The following is a 21,496-nucleotide window of genomic DNA, read 5'->3' as shown; positions in this document are numbered from 1 at the left end:
GTGCGCCCAGGCCCGGCTCGCGGCCACTGGCCGACGCGGTCGGCTCGCAGTGTCTGCCCGACTGCAAGCCCGGCTCGTGGCAGCAGTCCACAGTGGCTCGACTCGCGGCCGCTGCCCACGCGGTCGGCTCGCGGTTGCCCGGTCCACGCGGTCGGTTTGCGGTGCCCCAAATCCGCGCGGTCGGTTTGCAAAGCCCGGCTCGCGCGGTCGGTTGTGGTGGTCCGATCCGCGCGGCCTGTTTGTGGTGCCCGGCTCGCGCGGCCGGTTTGTGGTGGCCCGATCCGCGCGGCCTGTTTGTGGTGCCCGGCCCGCGCGGCCGGCTTGCAGTGGCCCGATCCGCGTGGCCGGCTTGCAGTGGCCCGATCCGCGCGGCCGGCTCGCAGTGGCCCGGGTCCACGCAACCCGAGACACGGAGGCCCGGACAAAAGGCGGACGGCTCAGATCGACCTGCGCAACGTGACCGCTTCACAACGCCCCCGTGGCGGCTTGGGCCGCAGGCTACGCCCACCCCGGCCGTCGTCAGCCGAGCGGTTCGGCGTTGTTCCAGGTGGCGTCGGCGGCATAGCTGGCTGGGTTGTCCCAGGTGTTGCCTCCGCCGTTGGTGGCGATGTAGACCGCTTCGGCGTAGTGCCGCCAGTAGTAGCCGGGATAGTTGATGGACTCCAACGACACATTGCCCGGGCCGCCGTTCAGGGGCGGTTGGGCGCAGAATGTCGCGTCCTGGTGGAAGATCGGGGTGTTGTCGTTCGGGGATTTCTGGAGGCGGTAGCCCGAGTGCCTCAGGTACTGCCCCGGGTAGTTGACCGATTCGAACGAGTAGCAGCTCGTGTCGGCGAAGCCGGTGCGTACGGTGAATGTGGCGTCCGCCCGGTCCGTGGCCGGGCTGCCGGTGGTGATGATGTCTGTCCGCGCCAGGCCGTCGCGGTGTCGTAGGTGGCGGTTGTCGTAGCCGGGAGTGGTGACGCGGAACGAGCGCTTCTGGTTGACGGCCAGGTCTGCCCCGCTGCGCCACAGCGGTGCGGAGACGGCCCAGGTGGCGTCGTCGCGGAACGGGCCGCCGGTGTCCGGGTCGATCCACACCTCCGCGTTGCGATGCCGCAGGTAGTAGCCCGCCAGGTTGGACGCTTCGAGGGAGGTGCCGCCGCCGGAGAGGCCTGGTCGCGCGCAGAATGTCGCGTCGGCGGGGAAGGTGCCGCCGGTGTTCGCCTCGGTGTAGACGCGGTGTCCTCGGTGGCGCAGGTATCGGCCGGGGAAGTTGCGTGATTCGAACGAGTAGCAAGCGTCGTTCGAGAGGCCGGGACGGATGGTGAAGGTTGCGTCCTGCCGGTCGGTGGGGCTGCTGCTCGTGGCAATGACGTCTGTGCGGGCGAGGCCGTCGCGGTGGCGGAGGTAGCGGTCGGTGTAGCCGGGGGTGGTGACCCTTAGCGAGGCGAGTCGGTTGGTCGGCAGGGTGGTGCCGTTCGCCGCGCCGAGGACGCGGAGGTTGACCTCGCGGACGCGGGTGAAGTCCATTTTTCGGATTCTTCGGTCGTACGTGAAGAAGCCGTTGAGTTCCTCTTCCACGTCCGTCGGTTCCGTGTAGACGGAGCCGGAGAGGCCGTTGCCGTTGATCAGGTCGATCAGTTTGCTGGTGATCTGGATGTAGCGGTTGGTCAGCGCGGTGGAGTCCGGCAGCCATTCGTAGGCGAACTTGCCGTCGGAGGGCCATTCGTGTCCGGGTGCGCGCAGGCCGAGCCCGCCGTATTCGCCGTTGACCGCGATGCGGGTGGCGGTCGGCGCGCGGGTGAGGCCGGGGCCGACGTACAGGTGGTCGTCGATCACGTCGCCGTTGCCGGGGTCCGGGTCGGAGTCGCAGCAGTTGGAGCCGGAGTTGTGGTTGACGAGGCGGGTCGGGTCCCAGCGTTTCACCTGGTCGGCGATGCGGCCGGCGTCGTATTCGCCCCAGCCCTCGTTGAACGGCACCCACTGCACGATCGAGGTGATGCCCTTGTGCTCGTCGATCATCTCCTTGAGTTCGCGCTCGAAGCGCTGACGTCCGAGCGCCGAGGGTTCCCTGCCGCTGGCCAGCGCCGGCATGTCCTGCCAGACCATCAGGCCGAGGCGGTCGGCCCAGTAGAACCAGCGGTCGCTCTCGACCTTGATGTGCTTGCGGACCATGGTGAAGCCGAGGGCCTTCTGCTGCTCGAGGTCGAAGCGCAGTGCGGCGTCGGTCGGCGCGGTGGAGATGCCGTCGGGCCGGTAGCCCTGGTCGAGGGTGCCGAGCTGGTAGACGAACCTGCCGTTCAGGGTGGGGCGCAGCACGCCGCCGAGCATCGACTTGCCGAGGGTACGCATGCCGAAGTAGCCGCCGACGGCGTCGCCGCCGCCGCCGAGCGTGACCTTCAGGTCGTACAGGAAAGGATTGTCCGGGGTCCAGAGACGGGCGTTGGGGACCGGGATGCGGAACGAGGAGCCGACGGTGCCGGTGGCCGTGCCGACGACGGTGCCGCCGGTGAGGACCTGCGCGGTGACCGTCCGGCCGCTCGCGTTCGCGGCTTGGACGACCAGGTCGAGGCCGCCCGCCGGGACGTTCGGGGTGGTGTCGAGGCGGGTGATCCGGGCGGCGTTCGTCGGTTCCAGCCAGACGGTCTGCCAGATGCCGGAGTACGGCGTGTACCAGATGCCGCCGCGGTGGAGGCGCTGCTTGCCGACCGGGATGTCCTGGCTGTCGGTCGGATCCCAGACGCCGACGATGACCTCGTTGGCGCCGGTCCGCAGCGCGCCGGTGATGTCGTAGGAGAACTTGTCGTAGCCGCCCTCGTGCGTGCCGAGCAGTGTGCCGTTCACCCATACCTTCGACTGCCAGTCCACCGCGCCGAAGTTGAGCTGCACGTTCCTGCCCGCCCAGCCGGCCGGGACGGTGAAGGTGCGGCGGTAGTACGAGTAGTCCTGGCGCCGCATGATTCCACTGAGGGCGCTTTCGATCGGGTACGGCACCAGCACCTCCTCGCCGAGCGGAGTGTTCACCGGCGGGTTGTCGAGGTTCGTCGCGCCGGCGAACTGCCAGGTGCCGTTGAGGCTTTGCCAGTCGGGGCGGGTGAGCTGCGGCCGGGGGTATTCCGGCAGGGGGTTGGTGGTGGACACCTGATCGGTCCACGGGGTGCTGAGCGGGGGAGGCTTGGGCGCGAACGCCGACGCGGGGGCCGGGGTGACGAGAAGGGTGCCGGACGAGGCGGTCAGGACGGCGGCGATCATGGCGAGTGGGCGGCGCCAGGACCCTGGTCTGTGTTCGGTCACGGCGGTTCTCCTTCCGACGGAAAGCGGTAAAGGAGGGAAAGCGGTAAGGAGGGTCAGTAGGCGCTGTTCAGGTCGGTCTTGGCGTTGCTCTCGTCGTACTCGCGGTCGCTGATGATGATGTCTTCGGGGATCGGCTCGCCGTTGAAGAATCTGGTCGCCGTGTCGAACGCCAGCGGGCCGAACCGCGGGTTCGACTCGATCACCGAGTGGATCCAGCCGTCGGCGATGCCCTGGACCGCGCCCCGGGTGCCGTCGATGGAGACGATCTTGACGTCGCCCTTCTGTTTGCCCGCGCCCTTGAGCGCCACCTCGGCGCCGAGCGCCATCTCGTCGTTTTCCGCGTAGATGCCGTTGATGTCCGAGTTGGACTGCAGCAGTTGCTCGGCGACCTTCTGGCCTTCCTCGCGGGAGAACTGGCCGGTCTGCTCGAATACGATCTTGATGTTCGGTGCGATCTTCGCGATCTGGTCCTTGAAGCCCTTGGTGCGCAGCGTCGTGACGTTGTTGCCCGGGGCGCCGAGCAGGATGGCCACCGAGCCCTTGTCGCCCAGTGCGGCGGCCATCTTGTCGGCGGCGCGCTTGCCCTGCTCCTCGAAGTCCGACCCGATGAAGGTCAGGTAGTCCGCGCACGAGGCGGCGTTGATCTTGCGGTCGATGGTGATGATCGGCACCTTCCGGGCCGAGGCCTTGGCGAAGACCGAGTCCCACCCGTCGGAGTTCAGCGGGGCGACGATGAGCAGCTGCACGCCGGAGTCGAGCAGCTGCTCGACATCGCTGATCTGCTTGTTGAACTGCGAATTCGCGTTGGTGGTCCGCAGGTTGCCGGCCGGGATGCCGCGCCTGGCCGCCTCGTCCTTGATGGACTTGGTCTCCGCGATGCGGAACGGGTTGGCCTCCTTCTCCGACTGGGAGAAGCCGATCTTGGCGGTCTTGAGGTCGAGCTTCTGCCCGCCGAACTGCTCCAGCGTGCACGTCTTGGCGCCGGGGGCGGCGGACTGGACGACCTGGGCTCCGGCGGACGGGTCGGCGGTGGTCGTGCCGCTGTCCTCCGCCTTGGCGCAGGCGCTGACCAGCAGCAGGGCTGCTCCGAGTGTGATGACCGCCGGCCTCCAGCGGCCGTATCTGGCGCTCATGGCATGTGCTCCTTTGTGGTTGCTCGGCGTCCGCCGGGGCGGAAGGCATCGACGCTCACCCATACAGAAACACATTCACGCACTATCGAACTTTTCCTGTCAAGGTCCCGCCCAGAACCGCCCAGAAATGAACGCGGGCGACGGTCCTTAGCGGACGATGCCGGCGACGCCGGTAGGTGCCGCGCCGCGCCGCACGTCGATGCCGTACTCGTCCAGCCGGTCCCGGGTGCGGTGCAGATCCCAACGGGCACCGAGCACGGTGTAGAGCTCGGTCGCCTCGGCGCCGGCCCGCGCCGACTCGTGCGGACGACGGGCGGCCGCGAGCAGCACCGCACTGTCCTCGAGGGCGGCGGCAAGCTCGGGCACCCGTCCGACCGCCCGGTAGTGGCTGGCAGCCTGCTGCGCCGGCGCCGGGTCTCCGGTCATCAGCGCGCGGCAGCGGGCCGAGGCCGCGAACGCGCGGGCCGGGCGGACCTCCTTGCCGGCTTCCACGGCGCAGATCGCCGCGGCGCGCTCGGCGACGTCGCGCTGGCCGACCCGCAGCGCCAGCCGCAGGATGTCTGGCAGCCACTGGTGGCGCAGCATCATCGGGGCGTACTCGGGGGTGAGCAGCGGTGCCATCTCCTCCAGCGCCTCGCCGGGACGGCCCTGCTGTTCCGCGACGAGTGCGCGGGCGACCAGCAGGAAGTCGCAACTCTCCCGCTCGGCGTCGGTGATCGGCAGGGCGTTCACCGCGTCCAGGTGGGCCGCCGCCAGACCCTGGTCCTGCCGGTGCCCCGCGATCAGCGCCGCGACGCCGTGAAGGAGCATCGTCACCGCCCCGGCCTCGCGCATGCCCAGGAAGGTCACGCCGGGCGCGTCCTCGGTCACCGCGCTGACCTCGGCGGTCGCGTCGTCCCACCGACCCAGCCAGTAGTACTGCACCGCGGACGCCACCTGGAGGCTGGCCGGGAGCCGGTGCCGGATCGCGAACAGCGCCGCCTCGCGCAGGGTCCGTTCGGCCTCGTCGAGTCGGTCGAGGTTCTGCAGGGTGAACATCCGGTTGTCCAGCAGGTCGAAATACATGCCGGCGAACGACGCGTGGTCGCGCATGATGTCCAGCGCGCGGTCGACATACTCCAGGGCCCGCTCGTGGTCGCGCCGGATGGAGTTGGTGAGCCAGGTCGTCTGCAAAGCGAACGCGGCCTCGTACGGCCGTGCGGCCGCAACGGCCTCCTCGTGCACCTGCCGGGCCCACCCGTCGGCCCGGTCCAGGTCGTCCAGCGGACCCCGACGGAAGTTCGCCAGCAACACCCGGTGCCGGGTCCGCCAGATCTCCGGCGCCTCCGGATCGTCGACCGCGTCGGTCAGCAGGGCGATGGCCTCCGCGCTGTGCCCCTGGCGATACCGCATGGCGGCCAGCAGGTGCAGCATCTCGGCCCGGTCGGCCGGGTCGGTGGCGATGGCCCGCGCCTCGCGGGCCTCGTCGGTGGGATACCGATCGTGTCGAAAGTCGAGCTTCACCAGGGCGATCAACAGGCTCTCGCGCTGCGCCGGGCTCGGCAGCTCCGTGTCGAGCACCCGGCGGATCAGCGTGCAGGCGATCCGGGGCACCCGCTTGACCACCTCGGCGTGGTGCTCGGCGAGCCAGGACACCACCCATTCGTCGACCACGGGAGTCTCCGCGGCGAGCTGCTCCGCGACGCGGGTCACCGGGCTGCCGCCCCGGGCCAGCACCTCGGCGGTCCTGCGGTGCAGCAGGGTGCGGACCGTACGCGGGATGCTGTCGTAGAGCGCCGCGCGCAGGAACGGATGCCGGAACGCCAGGTCGCAGCCGGAGTTGACCACGACGTTCGCGGCGAGCGCCTCCTCCAGCGAGGGCATCAGCTCGAACGGGGTGCGGCCGGTGACCGCCACGACGTCCTCGACGGCGAACTCCGCGCCCAGCAGAGCGGCCAGCCGCAGCACCTCCTGGGTGTCCTCGCCGAGGAAGTCCAAAGTGGTCCGTACGACCGCGAGCAGCGACTCCGGCGCCTCCACCGGCACCGACGCGTCGATGTCCGCGCGGCCGTCGGTCACCGCCACGACGCCCCGGCGGACCAGAGCCGCGGCCATCTCGCGGGCGCACAGCGGGTTTCCGCCGGAATGGCCGACCACCGCGCGCAGGTGCGGGCCGACCGGGGCGCCGACCACCGCGGCGACCAGTTCCTCCGTCGCATCCGGCGGCAGGGCGTCAAGCACCAGCACGTGGCCGTCGCGCAGCCGTACGCCATGGCGCAGCCGCGTGAGGTCGCGCCCGTTCGGCTCGGGCCGGGTCGCCGCCACCAGGAGCAGCGGCAGATGTCGAGTGGCGGTGACCAGGCGGTCCCAGAGCAGGACGCTGGCTTCGTCGGCCCACTGTAGATCGTCGACGACCAGCACGAGGGGCGTGGCCGCGCACGCCGCTCGCAGGTGCGCCAGGATGCCTTCCGCCGCGATTCCCGGACTCCCGTCGTCGCTGCCCATCCAGCGCGCGTCGGGGGAGGGCGATGCCAGGCCCAGCGCGCGGGCGACGACCTGGAGCGGAACGTGCTGGTCCAGCTCGTCGGCGACGCCCCAGAAGAGCTGACAGCCCTCCGCGTTCGCATCGGACAGGGCGTGGGTGAGGAGCTCGGTCTTGCCGATGCCCGGCTCGCCCTCGATCCAGACCGCCGCCCCATGGCCGTCCGCGACCCGCCGGGTCAGCTCGCGCAGCAACGCCACTTCCTCGGTACGCCCGAACAGCGGCTGCTCCGCGATGCCTTCGCGGATGGCCCGCGCGACCTGCGTGGGCACCACCGCCACCGTCCGCGCGGGTGATTCGTCGCCCTCGACCGAGCCGTCCAGGACCCGGCGTTGCAGCGCCCGTAGCCGTGGGCCGGGCTCGACGCCGAGCTCCGTGACGAGGGTCCGGCGGGCCGCCTGGAACGCCTCCAGCGCCTCCGCGGGCCGACCGGCGCGATACAGCGCGAGCATGAGCAACTCGTGCAGGGGCTCGTGCAGGGGGTAGTCCCGGACCAGGCCGGCCAGGTCGCCGATCAGCCCGTCGTCGTCGAGCTCCATGGCGATGCGGGCCTGGCGCTCCGCCGCGGCCAACCGTCGTTCGGTGAGCCGGGTGCGCTCCAGCTCGATGCGGTCGCCGGTGAGGCCGGCGTACGCCTCGCCGTGCCACAGCCGGCGGGCCTCGTCGAGCCGTCCGGCCGCGGCCGCCACGTCACCCGCCTCGTGCAGCTCTTCGGCCTCGGCGCAGATCTCCTCGTAGCGGTCGCTGTCCAGCCGGCCCGCGGCGATCCGCAGCGAATAGCCGTTCGGGCCCGAGGTGAGCACGTCGACCGCCGCACTGCGGTCCTGTCCCGGTGCGAGCACTCGGCGTAACCCGGAGATATAGGTGTAGACATTGCCGGGAGCCGTCGCGGGGGGCGTCGTTCCCCAGACCGCCTCGATGATGTCGTCGCGGCTCACCATGCGGTTGGCGTCGGCCACCAACACGGCGAAGAGGGCGCGCTGGCGGGCCGGGCCGAGGTGGAGTTCGCGGTCGCCGTACCAGGCCCGGACCGGGCCGAGCACCGACACCCGGAGCGTCTCGTGCGGGGAGTCCGACATCTCTCCTCCGATCCAAAGCCGACCCGTCTGTTCAGCGGGCGACGGGAACGTAGTCCCCGAACAACTCTGACCTGCTCAGTTCCGGCGCGGTTGGCTCGCCGGGAAGATGAGGTCGGAGCCGGGCGATCAGCAGCCGGAACCGGCCGAGCCAATGCTCCGGATATCGGCGGGCGCTGAGCGCGGCGTGGGCCACCTCGGCGGCCGCGGCGTGATCGCGGTGCCGGTCGTGGCAGCACGCGATGATCCACTGCATCTCGGCTTCCAGGTCCATATTGGTCGTTCGGGCGACCACCCAGCCCGCGTCCACGACCGCGTTCTCGCCCTGTCCGTAGAGCAGCCGGGCCAGCCAGGCGGTCAGGTGCAGCCGGGTGGTCTCGTCGAGGGTGAACTCCGAGCGCACCCGGCGCAGCATGGTGAGCGCCGCCTGGGGCGCGCGCACGGCGAGCTGCCCGACGTGCTGGATCAGCCAGCGGCTTACGCCCGCGTCGAGCGGCACCGGGCCGGCGAGCAACTGCGCGACCACCTTCTCGGGTGGGCCGCCGAACTCGGCGATCTTCTCGGCGAAGGACCGGTGCAGCATGATGCGCAACGCCGCCGGGGTGCCTTCGTGCAGCACCCGCGCCACGACGCGGTGGCGGAAGGCGAGGGTGCCGGGCTCGTTGGTCAGCACGCCCGCGGCCCGTGCCGGTGCGACGGCGCGAGCGAGGTCGTCGGCGGTCCGTCCGGTGACCGAGGCCGCCTCGGTGAGGGTGCAGGCGCCGCCGAGGAACGCGCAAGCCCGCAGGATGTGGCGGGTGCTCTCGCCGAACGTCGCGAGGTGGGCGTTCACCGCGGCCACGAGCTCGGGCGAGGGGCCGTCGCGGTAGTCGCCGCGATCGCGCGCGCTCGTCGCGAGGTGGCGCAGGTAGTAGGGGTTGCCACCGGCGTCGGCGAGCAGCCGGCGCAGCGACTGAGGTCCCCGCAGCCCGGGTGCGATCGCGCGCACCAGCGCGGCCGCCTGCTCCGGCGCCAATGGGGCGAGCGTGACGACGTTGTCAGCCGGCATTCCGAGCAATTCCGGGGAGCCGGGTCGGGCGGACGCCACCAGCAGGAGCGGCAGTTCGTCGGTCAGCTCGTGCAGTGCACTCCAGACTCGCAGCGTGGTCGGGTCCGCGCGCTGGAGGTCGTCGGCGACGAGGATCAGCGGTGACGCGGTGGCCGCCTGGCGGACCAGGTCGACGGCGCGTTCCACCGTCCGCGGGTGCGGTCCGTCGATGGCGTCAGCGGCCACCATGAAGAGTCGGCGCACCAGCTCTCGCGGGGAGTCACCGGACATCGCCGACTCCATGCACTCCAGCAGGACGCCGAGCGGCATGCGGCGGGCGAGCTCGTCGCCGGCACCCCAGCCGACGCGGCAGCCGCGCGGCAGCCCGGCCCGCAGCGCCACGGTCAGCAGCGCCGACTTGCCCAGCCCGGGTGCGCCCTCGACCCGGATGCCGCGACCGTGGCCGGCGGCGACGTTGGCCACCGCGCACCGCAGCAGGTCGAGCTCGGCGTCGCGGCCCACCAGCGTCACCGGGTCGCCGGCCGGGGTCGGGACGCTCATCGGCCGCGGAGCCGCAGGTTGCTCCCGGGTGGCGGTGAGGATCCGCCGGCGCATGGCGCGCAGGGGTGCGCTCGGCTCGGTGCCGGTCTCCTCGCGCAGCACCCGGCTCAGGTCGTCGTGCACGCGCAGCGCCTCGGCCTGGCGGCCGGTGGCCTGCAACGCGGTCATCAGCATGCCGTGCAGCGTCTCCTGCAACGGGTACGCGTCGACCAACGCGCGCAGCGCGGCAACTGCCTGGTCGTTGCGCCCCAACTCCATGAGGAGAGCGGCGTGGCGTTCGGCGGTGGCCAGCCGCAGCTCGGTCAGGCGCAGGCGTTGGGCCTCGGCGTACGGTCCGGGCAGGCCGGACAGGGCCTCGCCGTGCCACAGCCGCAGTGCGGCCTCCAACGCGGTCAGCTCGGCCTGCCGGTCGGCGGTGGCCCGGTGCCGGCGGCTCTCCTCGCGCAGGGCTTCGAAACGGAACACGTCGACGTCTTCTTTGCGGACGTGCAAGCAGTACGCGCCGCCGCCGGAGGTGAGCAGCTGTCCCGCCGACCACCGGTCACGGCCCGGTTCGAGCACTCGGCGCAGCGTGGACACGTACGTGTAGACATTGCCGATGGCACTCGCCGGCGAATCGTCTCCCCACAGTGCGGTGACGAGTTGTTGCCGGGAGACGGCGTGACCGGCGTGGAGGGCCAGAACGGCGAGGACCGCCGCGCGTCGCGCCGAACCGAGCGGGAGTTCGGCCTCGTCCCGCCATGCCCGGACGGGGCCTAGCAGGCGAAGGTCCATGCCTTCATGCGCTGCCGCCATCGCTACCCAATCTCGTGGTCGTGGGATTGCTCCCGACAGCTCGGCGGGTCGAACGTACGACCTTCGTCCTCCGCCCTCCGACGTTCCCCCGTCAGATGGAACCGCTGCCGTGCCGCTTTACGGGTCGTTTCTAGCCGATGCCCGCAAACCGATCAGGTGGCACGCGCCGGCAATCATATCGCCGGCATCGATAGTTTGCGCATCCGTCGTGAGCTTTATTCATGATTCTCTGTTGACCCACCTATCGATATTCACCGTTTGATTATCGCCCCGCGCGAGGGCGAATCCGACGTCCGGGGCAAAGATGACGGTCGCGGGGGGCACTTCGGGCAACGAGGGGTTTCGGTGCGGCGGCCGGTTCTGGTGGACTCGCGGGCAGCGGCTCTCACCGGGAGGGGAATGCATGAGTGGAGACACCTCTCCGCTTCCCTTCGCCGGGGAGCTTTTCCTCACCCTGGCCACGGAGGGGCGCCTGGTCGTGGACGCCGCCTGCGCCGACAAGGTGATCGCCGACCTCGAGCGCACGCTGGCCCAGATCCGCTCCAGGTTGCGGGTGATCCGCATCTGGCAACAGCTGCCCGCGCGACGGGTCGGCGAGCTGCCGGACGAACTGATGCAGGACGTGGTGGACGCCGTCTTCGTCGACCAACTCGCGCCGGGGCAGTTGGAGCGGGCGGCGACGGAACTGCCGAAGTACATCCAGGCGCTGCGCCGCGCCAGCATGCGGACAGAACCGCAGTGACCTGCGCCGATGCATGAATCTTCACGGCGGACGGCGGGCCATGAAGGTGTCGTGAAGATTTCCTGAAGGCCACCTCCTTCAGACTTGCTCCGCGGATCGAGCTAGCGGAGGTAGCAGTGGAGCAGGTCAGCGTCGCCCTGCAGGCGATGGACGCGGTCAGCCAAGCCGGGCTGGCCAGCTTTCTTTCCTCGCGCCCGGGGTTGGTGCTGTTGCCCGCCGCCGAGCGTGCCTCGGCCAAGGTGCTCGTCGTGTCGACAGACCGGCTGACCACAGAGGTCGTCGCCGCCCTGCGCCGCTCGGCCGCCGAGATCGGCGCCCCGGTCGTGCTCATCACCAACGAGATCAACGAGACGGAACTGCTGACCGTGGTCGAGTGCCGGGTGGTCGCGGTGCTGCCCCGCTCGGCGGTCACCGCCGACCGGCTGGTGCACTGCGTGATGGCCGCGGCGGCCGGTGGCGGCGTCATGCCGCCGAACCTCGTGGGCGAGCTGCTCAAGCACATCGAGCGGCTGCAGCGTGACGTGCTCACCCCGCACGGGCTGAACGCCTCCGGCCTCACACCCCGGGAGATCGACGTGCTGCGGCTGATGGCGGACGGCTTCGACACCAGTGAGATAGCCGGCGAGCTCTGCTACTCCGAGCGCACCGTCAAGAACGTGATCTACGGCCTCACGCACCGGCTCAAGCTGCGCAACCGGTCACACGCTGTGGCCTACGCGCTGCGTACCGGCATGATCTGACGCGTTGTCCGGCGGTCCTCGACTGCTAGAGGGTGTTGCCCGGGGCAAGGGTTGTAGCGTCGTGGCATGGCTTCGAGTGGGATCCGCGATCGCTTCCGGGCGCAGATGCGCCAGGAGGTCAAGGAGGCGGCGCTGCGGCAGCTCGCCGAGGGCGGGCCGCAGGCGCTCTCGCTCAACGCGATCGCCAAGGAACTGGGCGTCTCCGGCCCGGCTCTCTACCGATACTTCGACAGCCGAGACGCGCTGCTCACGGAGCTGATCCTGGATGCGTACGCGGACCTGACCGCCGCCATCGCGGCCGTCCCCCGCCGACAGGACGACCTGGCGGCGGCGTACCGGTCCTGGGCGATCGCCCAGCCGCACCGCTACCGGCTGCTGTTCGCCGCGCCGCTGCCCGGCTACGACGCGCACGATCCGCGCCTGGTCTCGGCCGCCCAGCAGGCGATGAAGGTCCTGCTCGCGGCGGTCGGCCCGGGTCCCGAGCCGGAGCCGGCGCTGGCCCGGCAGCTCGCCGCCCACGACGGGCAGGCGGACCCGGCCGTGGTGCTGCGCGCGATCACCGCGTGGAGTCGGCTGCACGGCCTCGTGAGCCTGGAGATCGAGGGCAACTTCCGGTCGATGGGCCTCGACCCGGACCTGATCTTCGCCGCCGAGCTGCGGGCGCTCGCCGCGATTGATCAGTAACTGACCTTCCGGATGAGCAGCCGGATGCCGCACGATCCACGCCCAGGGCATGCCCTGCCCGGTCGGCGAGAAACCCAGCGTGGAGTGATGCGACGTGCCCCCAACGGTCCGAGTAGCGGTTCTCTTCGGCGGGCGCAGCACCGAACACGACGTCTCCTGCCAGTCGGCGGCCAGCGTGGTGCAGAGCCTCGACCGCGGCCGGTACGAGGTGGTGCCGGTCCGCATCACCGTCGAGGGTGAGTGGATCGTCGGCACCGACCGGGCCACCGCGAGCGTCGACGAGGCGGCGTTGCGGGCGATGACCCCGGAGCCGGACGGCTGGCGGCCCACCCTGATCGAGAGCCTGTTCCGCGCCCTGGAGGCCCTGCGCGACGTCGACGTCGTCATGCCGATCCTGCACGGCCCGTACGGCGAGGACGGCACGGTGCAGAGCGTGCTGGAACTGGCCGGCATCCCGTACGTGGGCAGCGGCGTCCTGGCCAGCGCGGCCTCCATGGACAAGGAGTTCACCAAGAAGATCCTCGCCGCGGAGGGCATCGCCGTGGCCGACGGTGTCGTGCTGCGCGCGGAGAACGAAGCCGTGACCGCGGCCGAGCGTGGTCGGCTGGGCCTGCCCGCCTTCGTCAAGCCGGCCCGTGGGGGGTCGAGCATCGGCGTTTCGCGGGTGGACGACTGGGCCGACCTGCCCGCCGCCGTCGAGGCGGCCCGGCTCTGCGACGGCAAGGTGCTCGTCGAGGCCGGCGTGCCGGGACGCGAGATCGACGTGGGCGTGCTCGAGCTGCCGGACGGCCGGCTGGTCGCGAGCCCGCCGCTGGAGATCCGGGTCACCGACGAGGGCTTCTTCGACTACGACGCCAAGTACCGCGCGGGACGCACCGAGTTCGTCGTCCCCGCCGACCTCGATCCGGACACCACCGAGTGGCTCGGCGCCGAGGCCGTGCGGGTCTTCCGCACGCTCGGCTGCGCCGGCCTGCTGCGGGTCGACTTCTTCGTCGACCCGAACCGGGGACTGACCGTCAACGAGGTCAACACCATGCCGGGACTCACCGCGATGTCGCAGTTCCCGCGCATGTGGCGGGCGGCCGGCACGTCGTACCCGGAGCTGCTCGATCTGTTGATCGCCACCGCGCTGGCGGAGAACCGCAGGCCCGCGTCGGTCAGCTGAGTCCGGTCGACTCGCGGCGCCACAGCAGGCTGCACAACACTTCGAGGCCCCGGTTGAGGTGCCGCCGGTATGTGCTGAAGGGCAGTCCGAGCCGCTCCGCGGCCGCCTCCTGAGTGGGGGCGCCGCCGAGGTAGGTGGCGATCAGCGCCCGGTGCTGCTTACCCTGCCGCGGATCCTCGCCGAGGGTTTCCAGAGTGGACTGGAGAACGTCGCGCAGCGCTGCCACCGGCTCGGGGGCTGCCGGCGAGGCGGCCACCATCCGGCTGTGTACCAGCGGGTTGTCCGCGAGCAGGTCCGGCCGACGCCAGGAGCGCAACGCGTCGCGGACCGCCGTGTCGAAGTCGGTGCGGGGCAGGGACTCGATCGTGGCGGTTTCCCCGAGGGGGGCCAGGACGGCCTCGTGCCGCACGGGGTCGCGCCACTGCAACTCGGTCCGGACCGCGTTGCGGACGAACGGGAGCACCCGGACTCCGCTGGCGCCGCTTTCGGCGTAGGGCAGCTCGCAGAGCCACCGGAACAGGTCGACGGCGTCCGCCTCGGCGACCGTGGCGCGCAGCAGCATCTCGGTGGTCGTCTCCGCGTACGCGCAGATCTCGAGGGCGTGCCGGTGTGCCGCCGAGGGCAGCTCGCCGACGACCTGCCGCACCACGGCCTGCGCCAGCCAGAGGCGGATCTCGTCGTCGTCCTTGTCGGCGCCGGCCGCCTCCACCGCGAGGCGCAGGGCGAGCGGATTGCCGCCGGCCAGCCCGGCGAGGAACGGCTGGCGCCGGCGGGGGACCGCGTACCGGTCGAGCAGCATCTCGGCCTCGGCCGGGGACAGCTCGCCCACCTCGTGGACGCGCAGGACCTCGTTCCAGCCCGGGTCGGCGGTCCACTCGACGCCCGGCGGGGTGCGGGCGGCGAGCACCACGACGGTGCCCATCGGCAGGCCGGGCAGGAACTCCTCGCGCAGCCACCACTCCACCGACTGCCAGTGCTCGAATTCGTCGACGAGCACCACCGGGCCCGACGCACCGGCCGGGATCGGGGGGACCGCGGCCAGCAACGCCGAGATCATGCCGCCGGGCTCGAACCGGTCGACCCGCACGACCTGGCGGTTGGCCCGCTCCGCCTCCACCGCGTAACGCCGCAGCAGCGTCGTCTTGCCCGTGCCGCCGGCGCCGTGCAGCCACAACACGGTGAAAACGGCATCACCGGCCAGAGCAGAGCGGAATGCGCCCATCTCGGCCGTCCGGCCGACAAAGGCGCGATTGCGGGCGGACCGAAGGTATTCCTCCAGCCGCGTCACCGCTTGCTCCTCACGAACCATGCCTGGCAGCGAACCTTCCCGGATCAGGGCCACTCGGCATGAGGCCCGCGTCGTCGTGCCATTCTTCCCGTCCACATGTCTTGTTTTCGTCAATCGAGCCCACAGACCCGTCATCATGGTGCCGTATAGCAAATGAGTGGCGATCCGGAAACTGTCGGTGACGGCGGCCGATTGACCAGTAAATGGTCTTCAGAATGAACAGGGTCGTCCGCCAGCATGCGCCGAGTGTCGATTTCCTCGCAGGCCGCGACGGCGACGACGATGGCGGAAGCCGTCGTCGACCTGACCGCGATCGCCCACAACACCGCCATGCTCGCCGAGACGGCCGGCACGGCCGGGTTGATGGCGGTGGTCAAGGCCGACGGCTTCGGTCACGGCGCCGAAGAGGTCGCGCGTACGGCGCTGCGCCACGGCGCCACCTGGCTCGGCGTGGCCTCGGCGGCCGAAGCGCTGGCGCTGCGCGCCCGGGGGCTGACCGCCCCGATCCTGCTCTGGCTGTATTCGCCGGCCGAGACGTTCGAGGAGGTCCTCGAGGCCGGGGTCGACGTCTCCGTCGGCGCCGTGGAGGCGCTGGAGGCGCTCGCGGGTGCTGCCGAGCGCACCGGAACGGTCGCGAACGTCCACCTCAAGCTCGACACCGGGATGTCCCGCGGTGGAGCGCCCGCCGAGGAGTGGGCACAGCTCCTCGCCTGGTCACGGAAGTTCGCCCACGCCGGGCTGCTGCACGTCCGCGGCCTCTGGTCACACCTGGCCAACGCCGAGAACCCGGACGACCCCGGCCTGCACACCCAGCTCCGCGAGTTCGAACTCGGGCGGCAGGCGGCCATCGCCGCGGGGCTCGATCCGCCGATCGTGCACCTCGCCAACTCCGCCGCGGCGCTGCAGCTGCCACAGGCCCGCTACGACCTGTCACGTGCGGGGATCGCCCTCTACGGCATCGAGCCGGTGCCGGGTCGCCGTTTCGGCCTGCGGCCGGCGATGACCGTACGCGCCCAGATCCTGCTCACCAAGCGGGTGCCGGCGGGCACCGGCGTCTCGTACGGCCCCGACTTCGTCACCGAGCGGGAGACCACGCTCGCACTCGTCCCGCTGGGTTTCGCCGACGGCATCCCGCGCCAGGCGGCCGGGCGGGCGTCGATGGCGGTCCGCGGCGTGCGCTGCCCGATCGCCGGGCGGGTCAGCATGGACCAGGTCGTCCTGGACGTCGGCGACCTGCCGGTCCGTGCCGGCGAGTACGCCGTCATGTTCGGCCCCGGCGACGACGGCGAGCCGACCGCCGACGACTGGGCCGGCTGGGCCGACACCAATCCGCACGAGATTCTCACCGGCGTCGGCGCGCGGGTGTCCCGCCGGTATGAGCAGCACGCCACGGCGCCGCCGCCCGCCGAGAGCCGCCGGTGACGACAACCGGCCCGGACGATCCGGCGATGCGTCCGGGCGGTGCCTTGGCCACGGCGGCTGGCATCGGGGTGTGTGGCGCCGTCGTGCAGTACGTCGTCGCGCACCACTACCTGCAGATCGAATGGGTCATCGACCCGCCGATCCCGGTGGTGTGGTGGGCGGTCGGCGGGATCGCGGGAATGCTGGGGGCCTCGCTCTTCCTCGTGCTGCTCGGGCGCCGCTCGGCCCGGCTCGTCGCAATGCCGTGGCGCCGACTGCTGCTCACCTGGGTGGCACCCTGCCTGGCGGTGCACCTGGTCTGGCTGGCCGTCACGCTCGTGCTACTGCGCCGCTACAACCCCGGACTCACCGGCGTGCCGGCCAGGGATCTCCGCGAGCTCGTCACCATCGTGCTTCTGCCGCCGCCGGAGCTGTCATTGCTCTACGTGCTGGCGCTCTTCCCGGTGCTGGCGAAGGCGGCCCGGCGCGTTCCGGCCGCGGCGCTCGTCACGCTCCTCGCGGCGGCGACCCCGCTGACCACGACGGCGACGTACGCGGTGTTCCTCGCCGTCGGGCTGCGCTTCACTCAAATCGACCGGCTGGTCGCCGGGGCGTCCCGGCGGAACCTCGTGCTGCGCGGCGCGGTCGCGGTGGCCGGTGCCTCGGTGCTCGGAGTGGACCGGATTCCCCAGGGGACGGCCGTCGTCGTGGCCGGGTTGGCGGCGCTGCCCTTCGGCCTGACCGTGGCGGCAATGGCCCGGGGGCGACTCCTGGCGGCGATGGGTGCCGCGGCCGTACCCGCGTATTTGCTTCTTGTTCCTGTCCTTTGTGTAGTGGACGCGGTGTTGCTGTCGCGGCTTTCGGCGCGGGGGTCCGCCGTGCAGCTCGCGGTGGCGGTGGCCTGGCCCGTGGTGCTGACCGCGGGAATCGTGGCCGGTGGACTGGTCCTCGGCGCCCTCGGCCGCCGGCGGCTCACCTCGTTGGTGTCTGTCGTGCTGCTGCTCGCCGCGACCGGATGCGCGCCCGGCGAACCGCCCACCGGTCCGGAGGTGACCCTGGTCTTCGCCGGTGACGTGCACTTCGAGGGCCGGGTGGACAAGCTTCTCGACAATCCCGCGACGGCGTTCGGTCCGGTGGCCAAAGACCTCGCCGACGGTGATCTGACATTCGTCAACCTGGAGACGCCAATCACCGGGCGCGGTACGCCCGAACCGAAGCGCTACCTGTTCCGGGCGCGAGACGGCGCGGTCCCGGCGCTGAAGGCCGCGGGCGTCGACGCCGTATCGCTCGCCAACAACCACAGCCTCGACTACGGGCGGCAAGGTCTGGCCGACACTCTCGCGGCCGCCCGCCGCGGTGGACTCGGCACCGTCGGCGCCGGGCGCGACGCTGAGGCGTACCAGCCCTGGCGCCGCACGGTGCGGGGAGTCAGGATCGCGGTGCTGGCCTTCAACCAGGTGGACGACCTCGCCGAGCAGTGGGCGGCCCGGCCGGACCGGGCCGGGCTCGCGATGGCCTTCGACGAGAACCGGGCGCTGACGGCGGTGCGGGACGCACGTGCCGCCAACGACCTGGTCGTCGTGCTCCCCCATTGGGGAACCGAGGGCGACCGCTGCCCGGACCGCCGGCAGGTCGACTTCGCCGCCGCCCTCGTCGGCGCCGGGGCGGACATCATCGTGGGCGCGCACGCCCACGTGCTGCAGGGCGCGGGACGGACCGGAAACGCCTACGTCGCGTACGGTCTCGGCAATTTCCTGTGGTACAGCTCGGGACTGTTCGCGCCGCACAGTGCCCGCTCGGGGGTGTTGAAGCTGACCGTACGCAAGCGGACGGTGGTGCGTTCGGAATTCCTCCCGACGGTCGTCTCGGACACCGGACAACCCACCGCGGTCACCGGATGGCGCGCGGGGATCGCCCGTGACAACTTCACCGCTCTTCGCTCATGTGCCAAGCTCGGTCCGGTAGATGGTGGACAGTGAGCGCGGCGCTCAGTAGTGCGCGGTGATCGTGCGCGCCGGGCCGTCGACGGTGATCCGGCCTCCGTACGGGAGCACCCACTGCGGGTCGGTGTGCCCGAAGTCCACGCCGAAGGTGATCATCGCCTCGGGGTGATATGCCGCGAATGCCTTCAGCACGGCCTCCCGCTGCTGCTCCCGGTAGGCGGCCCGCTGCTCCAGCGACCGGACGTCACCGAGCGACGTGGCCTTCGCGGTGCCCATCAGGACGGCCGGGAACTGCTCGAGGAGCCCACGCTCGCCGAAGTCGCGCAAGGTCTGGAACACCTCGGTCGCGGACGGCAGGTCTTCGGAGGTCTCCAGCAGCAGCACGCACCCGGCGTAGTCCTCGACCGGCCGGACCCACCGGTTCGTCGCCAGCGTCCAGTGCAGGATCTCCAGGTTGCCGCCCCAGGTCGGCGCGCTCACCACCCGGTCCGCGCGGTGCCACACCCGGCCGGGGCTCGGGTACGACGGCGCGGAGCCGGTGAGGGCGATCGGATCGGCCCAGTCCAGTTCTTCCTCGCTGAACGTGTCGACCGGCGTGATCACCAGGTCGCCGCCGTCGAAGAGGGCCGCCCGCAGTGACGCCGAGATTTCGGGCCCCACGCCGGCGGCACGGCTGAAATACACCATGGTGGACATTCCGTGGTAGCCGGCCACGCCGTGATGCCAGAGCCAGTTGAGCAGGTTGGTGTTGTCCGAATATCCGAAGAACGGCTTGGGGTCGGCCAGGAACGGCGCCGGGTCGAGGTGCCGCAGCACCGTGATCTGGTCGTCACCGCCGATGGTCGCGAAGACGGCCCGGATGCTCGGATCGGCATAGGCGGCCATGAGGTCGACGGCCCGCTCCCGCGGCGACGAGTGCCGCCGGGTGGTGGGGAACTCGACCGGCTCCAGCCCCAACTCCTCCCGCAGGCGCTGCACGCCGCGCTCGTGCACCGCCGGGAACTCGGCGGGTGCGGCGAAGGAGGGCGAGAGGACCGCTACCCGGTCGCCGGGGGCGAGCTTCGGTGGGGAGATCAGGTCGGGACGCATGCCGGTATTGAAGCAAACGGGAACGGCGTCCTATTGCTGCCCGGCCGTAGACCCAGCCTGAGACGCGTCTCGGGGCAGCCGGCCGGGCACGAGGATCATGGCGAGCACGCTGCCGGCGACCATCAGGGCGGCGCAGATCAGCATCGCCGCCCGGTACGTCGGCGCCAGCGCGGCCGGGTCGGTCAGGTCGCCCGTGCCGATGCCCGCCGCCAGCGGCAGCACCGCGACCGCGAGCAGGCCCGCCGCCCGCGCCACCGCGTTGTTGACTCCGCTGGCGATGCCCGCGTGGGCGTCGTCCAGGGCGCCCAGGGCCGTCGCGGTCAGCGGTGCCACCAGCAGCGACAGGCCCAGGCCGAAGACGATCACCGGCGGCAGCACCTCCGTCGGGTACGACGCGCCCGGGCCGATCCTGGACAGCCACACCAGGGCCGCCGCGCAGATCAGCGGGCCGACGGTCATCGGGATCCGGGGACCGATCCGTCGCCCGAGCGCGCCGGCCCGGGCCGAGAGCAGCAGCATGAGCACCGTGACCGGCAGCAGCGCCAGGCCCGCGGCGAGCGGGCTGAAGCCGGCGACGACCTGCAGGTTCAGCACGACCAGGAAGAACACGCCGCCGAGGGCCGCGTACACGAGGAACGTCACCAGGTTGGCGCCGGTGAAGGCCTTCGCGCGGAAGAGGGTGAGCGGCAGCATCGGATGGGGGGACCGGTGCTCGGCGATGACGAACCAGGCCATGCCGAGCGCGCCGACGCCGAGTGATACCAGCACCGTCGGGCTGCCCGGGCCCTGGCTCGGCCAGGCGGTGAAGCCGTACGTGAGGCCGCCCAGCCCCGCCATTCCGGTCAGCACGCCTGTCACGTCGAGCTCGCGCGCCGCCGACGGGTTCCGAGACTCGGGGACGTGCCGGGCGGTCACCAGGAGCACCAGCGCCGCGATCGGGACGTTGATCAGAAAGATGAGCCGCCAGTGTGCGACCTCGACCAGCCAGCCGCCGAGGAACGGCCCCAGCGCGCCGCCGATGCCGCCGAGGCCGGACCAGGCGCCGATGGCCCTCGAACGGTCCTCGGGCACGAACGACGCCTCGAGGATGGCCAGCGCGCCGGGGGTCAGCAGGGCGCCGCCGATGCCCTGGAGCACGCGGGCGCCGATGAGCAGCTCGATCGTGGGGGCGAGGCCGCACAGCAGCGACGCCGCCGCGAACCAGGCCACGCCGACCGCGAAGACGCGCTTGCGGCCGTACCGGTCGCCGAGGGAGCCGCCGAGCAGGATGAGGGCGGCGAGGCTGAGGGCGTACCCGTTGACGGTCCATTGCAGACCCGCCGCGTCGGCGTCGAAGTCCCGGCCGATCGCGGGGAGCGCGATGTTGACCACGGTGCCGTCGATGAAGGCGAGGCTCGAGCCGAGCACGGTCGCCACCAGCACCCAGCGCCCGCCGGCGCTGTCGTAGCGCACCGGACCTTGAGCCATGGCTGCGACAGTACGCGCTCGGTCCGGCCGTCCGGGGTCAAAGCGGAGGTCAGGGCACGCGGATCGGCGCGGCGGTCAGGCCGTCCGGCGCAGCGGTCGCTCCGTGAACGCGGGCGCGGCCACGGGTCTCGGAAGGGCGGCGCGGGCGGCGAGCAGGGCGGCGGTGGCAGCCGACGCGGTCGCGGTGACGGACCGGGTGCGGCGCCGCAGCACCGCGTCGAGGCGGGTCTCGAGTTCCGACCGGGGGTAGGGCTTCGTCAGGTAGTCGTCGGCCCCGGCGGCGATCCCGGCCTGGATCCGGTCGCCGTAGACGTCGGCGCTGAGCAGCATGATCGGCAGGTGGGCGGTGGCGGGGTCCCGCCGCAGCCGGCGGCACAGCTCGATGCCGCACATGCCGGGCATCCGTACGTCGAGCAGCACGGCGTCGATACCGCCCGCCTCGAGGGCGCGCTCCGCGGCCGGGGCGTCGTCGACCGCCACCACGTCGTGTCCCAGTCGGTGCAGACTGAGCGTGAGAAGTTCACGATGGTCGGCTTCGTCATCGGCGATGAGTACGGTGGGCACAGGCGGCACCTCCATCCGGGTTTC

General features: G+C 71.5%; 14 protein-coding genes. 6 read left to right on the top strand and 8 right to left on the bottom strand.

From position 1 onward, the window contains the following. Window positions 1-519 precede the first annotated feature (519 nt). The 4 genes from AB0M36_RS25875 to AB0M36_RS25860 all read right to left on the bottom strand — a co-directional run bounded on the left by AB0M36_RS25875 (window position 520) and on the right by AB0M36_RS25860 (window position 10,368). Complete coding sequence (locus AB0M36_RS25875; protein WP_364161865.1) at window positions 520-3,276, bottom strand: AbfB domain-containing protein; 2,757 nt, start codon at window positions 3,274-3,276, stop codon at window positions 520-522. Window positions 3,277-3,329: 53 nt separating this feature from the next. Beyond that, window positions 3,330-4,409, bottom strand: coding sequence for an ABC transporter substrate-binding protein (locus AB0M36_RS25870; protein ID WP_364161862.1), 1,080 nt, complete (start codon window positions 4,407-4,409; stop codon window positions 3,330-3,332). Between the two features lie 147 nt (window positions 4,410-4,556). After that, window positions 4,557-8,009, bottom strand: a complete 3,453-nt coding sequence (locus tag AB0M36_RS25865) for a BTAD domain-containing putative transcriptional regulator (protein ID WP_364161859.1) — start codon at window positions 8,007-8,009, stop codon at window positions 4,557-4,559. Between the two features lie 31 nt (window positions 8,010-8,040). Then, window positions 8,041-10,368 (bottom strand): BTAD domain-containing putative transcriptional regulator, encoded by a 2,328-nt coding sequence (locus tag AB0M36_RS25860; protein ID WP_364161856.1) that lies wholly within the window; start codon window positions 10,366-10,368, stop codon window positions 8,041-8,043. Window positions 10,369-10,792: 424 nt separating this feature from the next. Between AB0M36_RS25860 and AB0M36_RS25855 the strand changes: the two genes are divergently transcribed. The 4 genes from AB0M36_RS25855 (at window position 10,793) to AB0M36_RS25840 (ending at window position 13,720) form a co-directional block, all read left to right on the top strand. Beyond that, the gene (locus AB0M36_RS25855; RefSeq protein WP_364161853.1) at window positions 10,793-11,131 is read left to right on the top strand and encodes a hypothetical protein; all 339 of its coding nucleotides are present in this window, start codon (window positions 10,793-10,795) and stop codon (window positions 11,129-11,131) included. A 116-nt stretch (window positions 11,132-11,247) separates the two neighbouring features. Then, the gene (locus AB0M36_RS25850) at window positions 11,248-11,871 is read left to right on the top strand and encodes a response regulator transcription factor (RefSeq protein ID WP_364161850.1); all 624 of its coding nucleotides are present in this window, start codon (window positions 11,248-11,250) and stop codon (window positions 11,869-11,871) included. 66 nt (window positions 11,872-11,937) lie between these two features. Continuing rightward, the gene (locus AB0M36_RS25845; RefSeq protein ID WP_364161847.1) at window positions 11,938-12,555 is read left to right on the top strand and encodes a TetR/AcrR family transcriptional regulator; all 618 of its coding nucleotides are present in this window, start codon (window positions 11,938-11,940) and stop codon (window positions 12,553-12,555) included. Between the two features lie 94 nt (window positions 12,556-12,649). Continuing rightward, a complete protein-coding gene (locus AB0M36_RS25840) occupies window positions 12,650-13,720 on the top strand; it encodes a D-alanine--D-alanine ligase family protein (protein WP_364161844.1) in 1,071 nt (356 codons plus the stop codon). Here the strand turns inward: AB0M36_RS25840 and AB0M36_RS25835 are convergent. Next, entirely contained in the window at window positions 13,713-15,008 is a 1,296-nt protein-coding gene (locus AB0M36_RS25835) for a hypothetical protein (RefSeq protein WP_364161841.1), read from the bottom strand. The two genes, AB0M36_RS25840 and AB0M36_RS25835, sit on opposite strands and share 8 nt — an antisense overlap. Before the next feature lie 246 nt (window positions 15,009-15,254). On the opposite strand from AB0M36_RS25835, the gene alr reads away from it, so the two are divergent. Both alr and AB0M36_RS25825 read left to right on the top strand, forming a co-directional pair. Further along, window positions 15,255-16,430 (top strand): alanine racemase, encoded by a 1,176-nt coding sequence (gene alr, locus AB0M36_RS25830; RefSeq protein WP_364161838.1) that lies wholly within the window; start codon window positions 15,255-15,257, stop codon window positions 16,428-16,430. Beyond that, a complete protein-coding gene (locus tag AB0M36_RS25825; RefSeq protein WP_364161835.1) occupies window positions 16,427-18,388 on the top strand; it encodes a CapA family protein in 1,962 nt (653 codons plus the stop codon). The genes alr and AB0M36_RS25825 overlap by 4 nt, the downstream gene beginning before the upstream one ends. 9 nt (window positions 18,389-18,397) lie before the next feature. Here the strand turns inward: AB0M36_RS25825 and AB0M36_RS25820 are convergent, their stop codons facing one another. The 3 genes from AB0M36_RS25820 to AB0M36_RS25810 all read right to left on the bottom strand — a co-directional run bounded on the left by AB0M36_RS25820 (window position 18,398) and on the right by AB0M36_RS25810 (window position 21,472). After that, complete coding sequence (locus AB0M36_RS25820; protein ID WP_364161832.1) at window positions 18,398-19,441, bottom strand: S66 peptidase family protein; 1,044 nt, start codon at window positions 19,439-19,441, stop codon at window positions 18,398-18,400. A gap of 30 nt (window positions 19,442-19,471) precedes the next feature. Continuing rightward, a complete protein-coding gene (locus AB0M36_RS25815; protein ID WP_364161829.1) occupies window positions 19,472-20,908 on the bottom strand; it encodes a DHA2 family efflux MFS transporter permease subunit in 1,437 nt (478 codons plus the stop codon). Window positions 20,909-20,983: 75 nt separating this feature from the next. Further along, entirely contained in the window at window positions 20,984-21,472 is a 489-nt protein-coding gene (locus AB0M36_RS25810; protein ID WP_364161826.1) for a response regulator, read from the bottom strand. Window positions 21,473-21,496 lie beyond the last annotated feature (24 nt).

The organism is Actinoplanes sp. NPDC051346 (assembly GCF_040682215.1).
Taxonomy (GTDB): domain Bacteria; phylum Actinomycetota; class Actinomycetes; order Mycobacteriales; family Micromonosporaceae; genus Actinoplanes.
The sequence above is the reverse complement of the archived record's forward strand: the minus strand, read 5'-3'. Positions and strand labels throughout refer to the sequence as shown.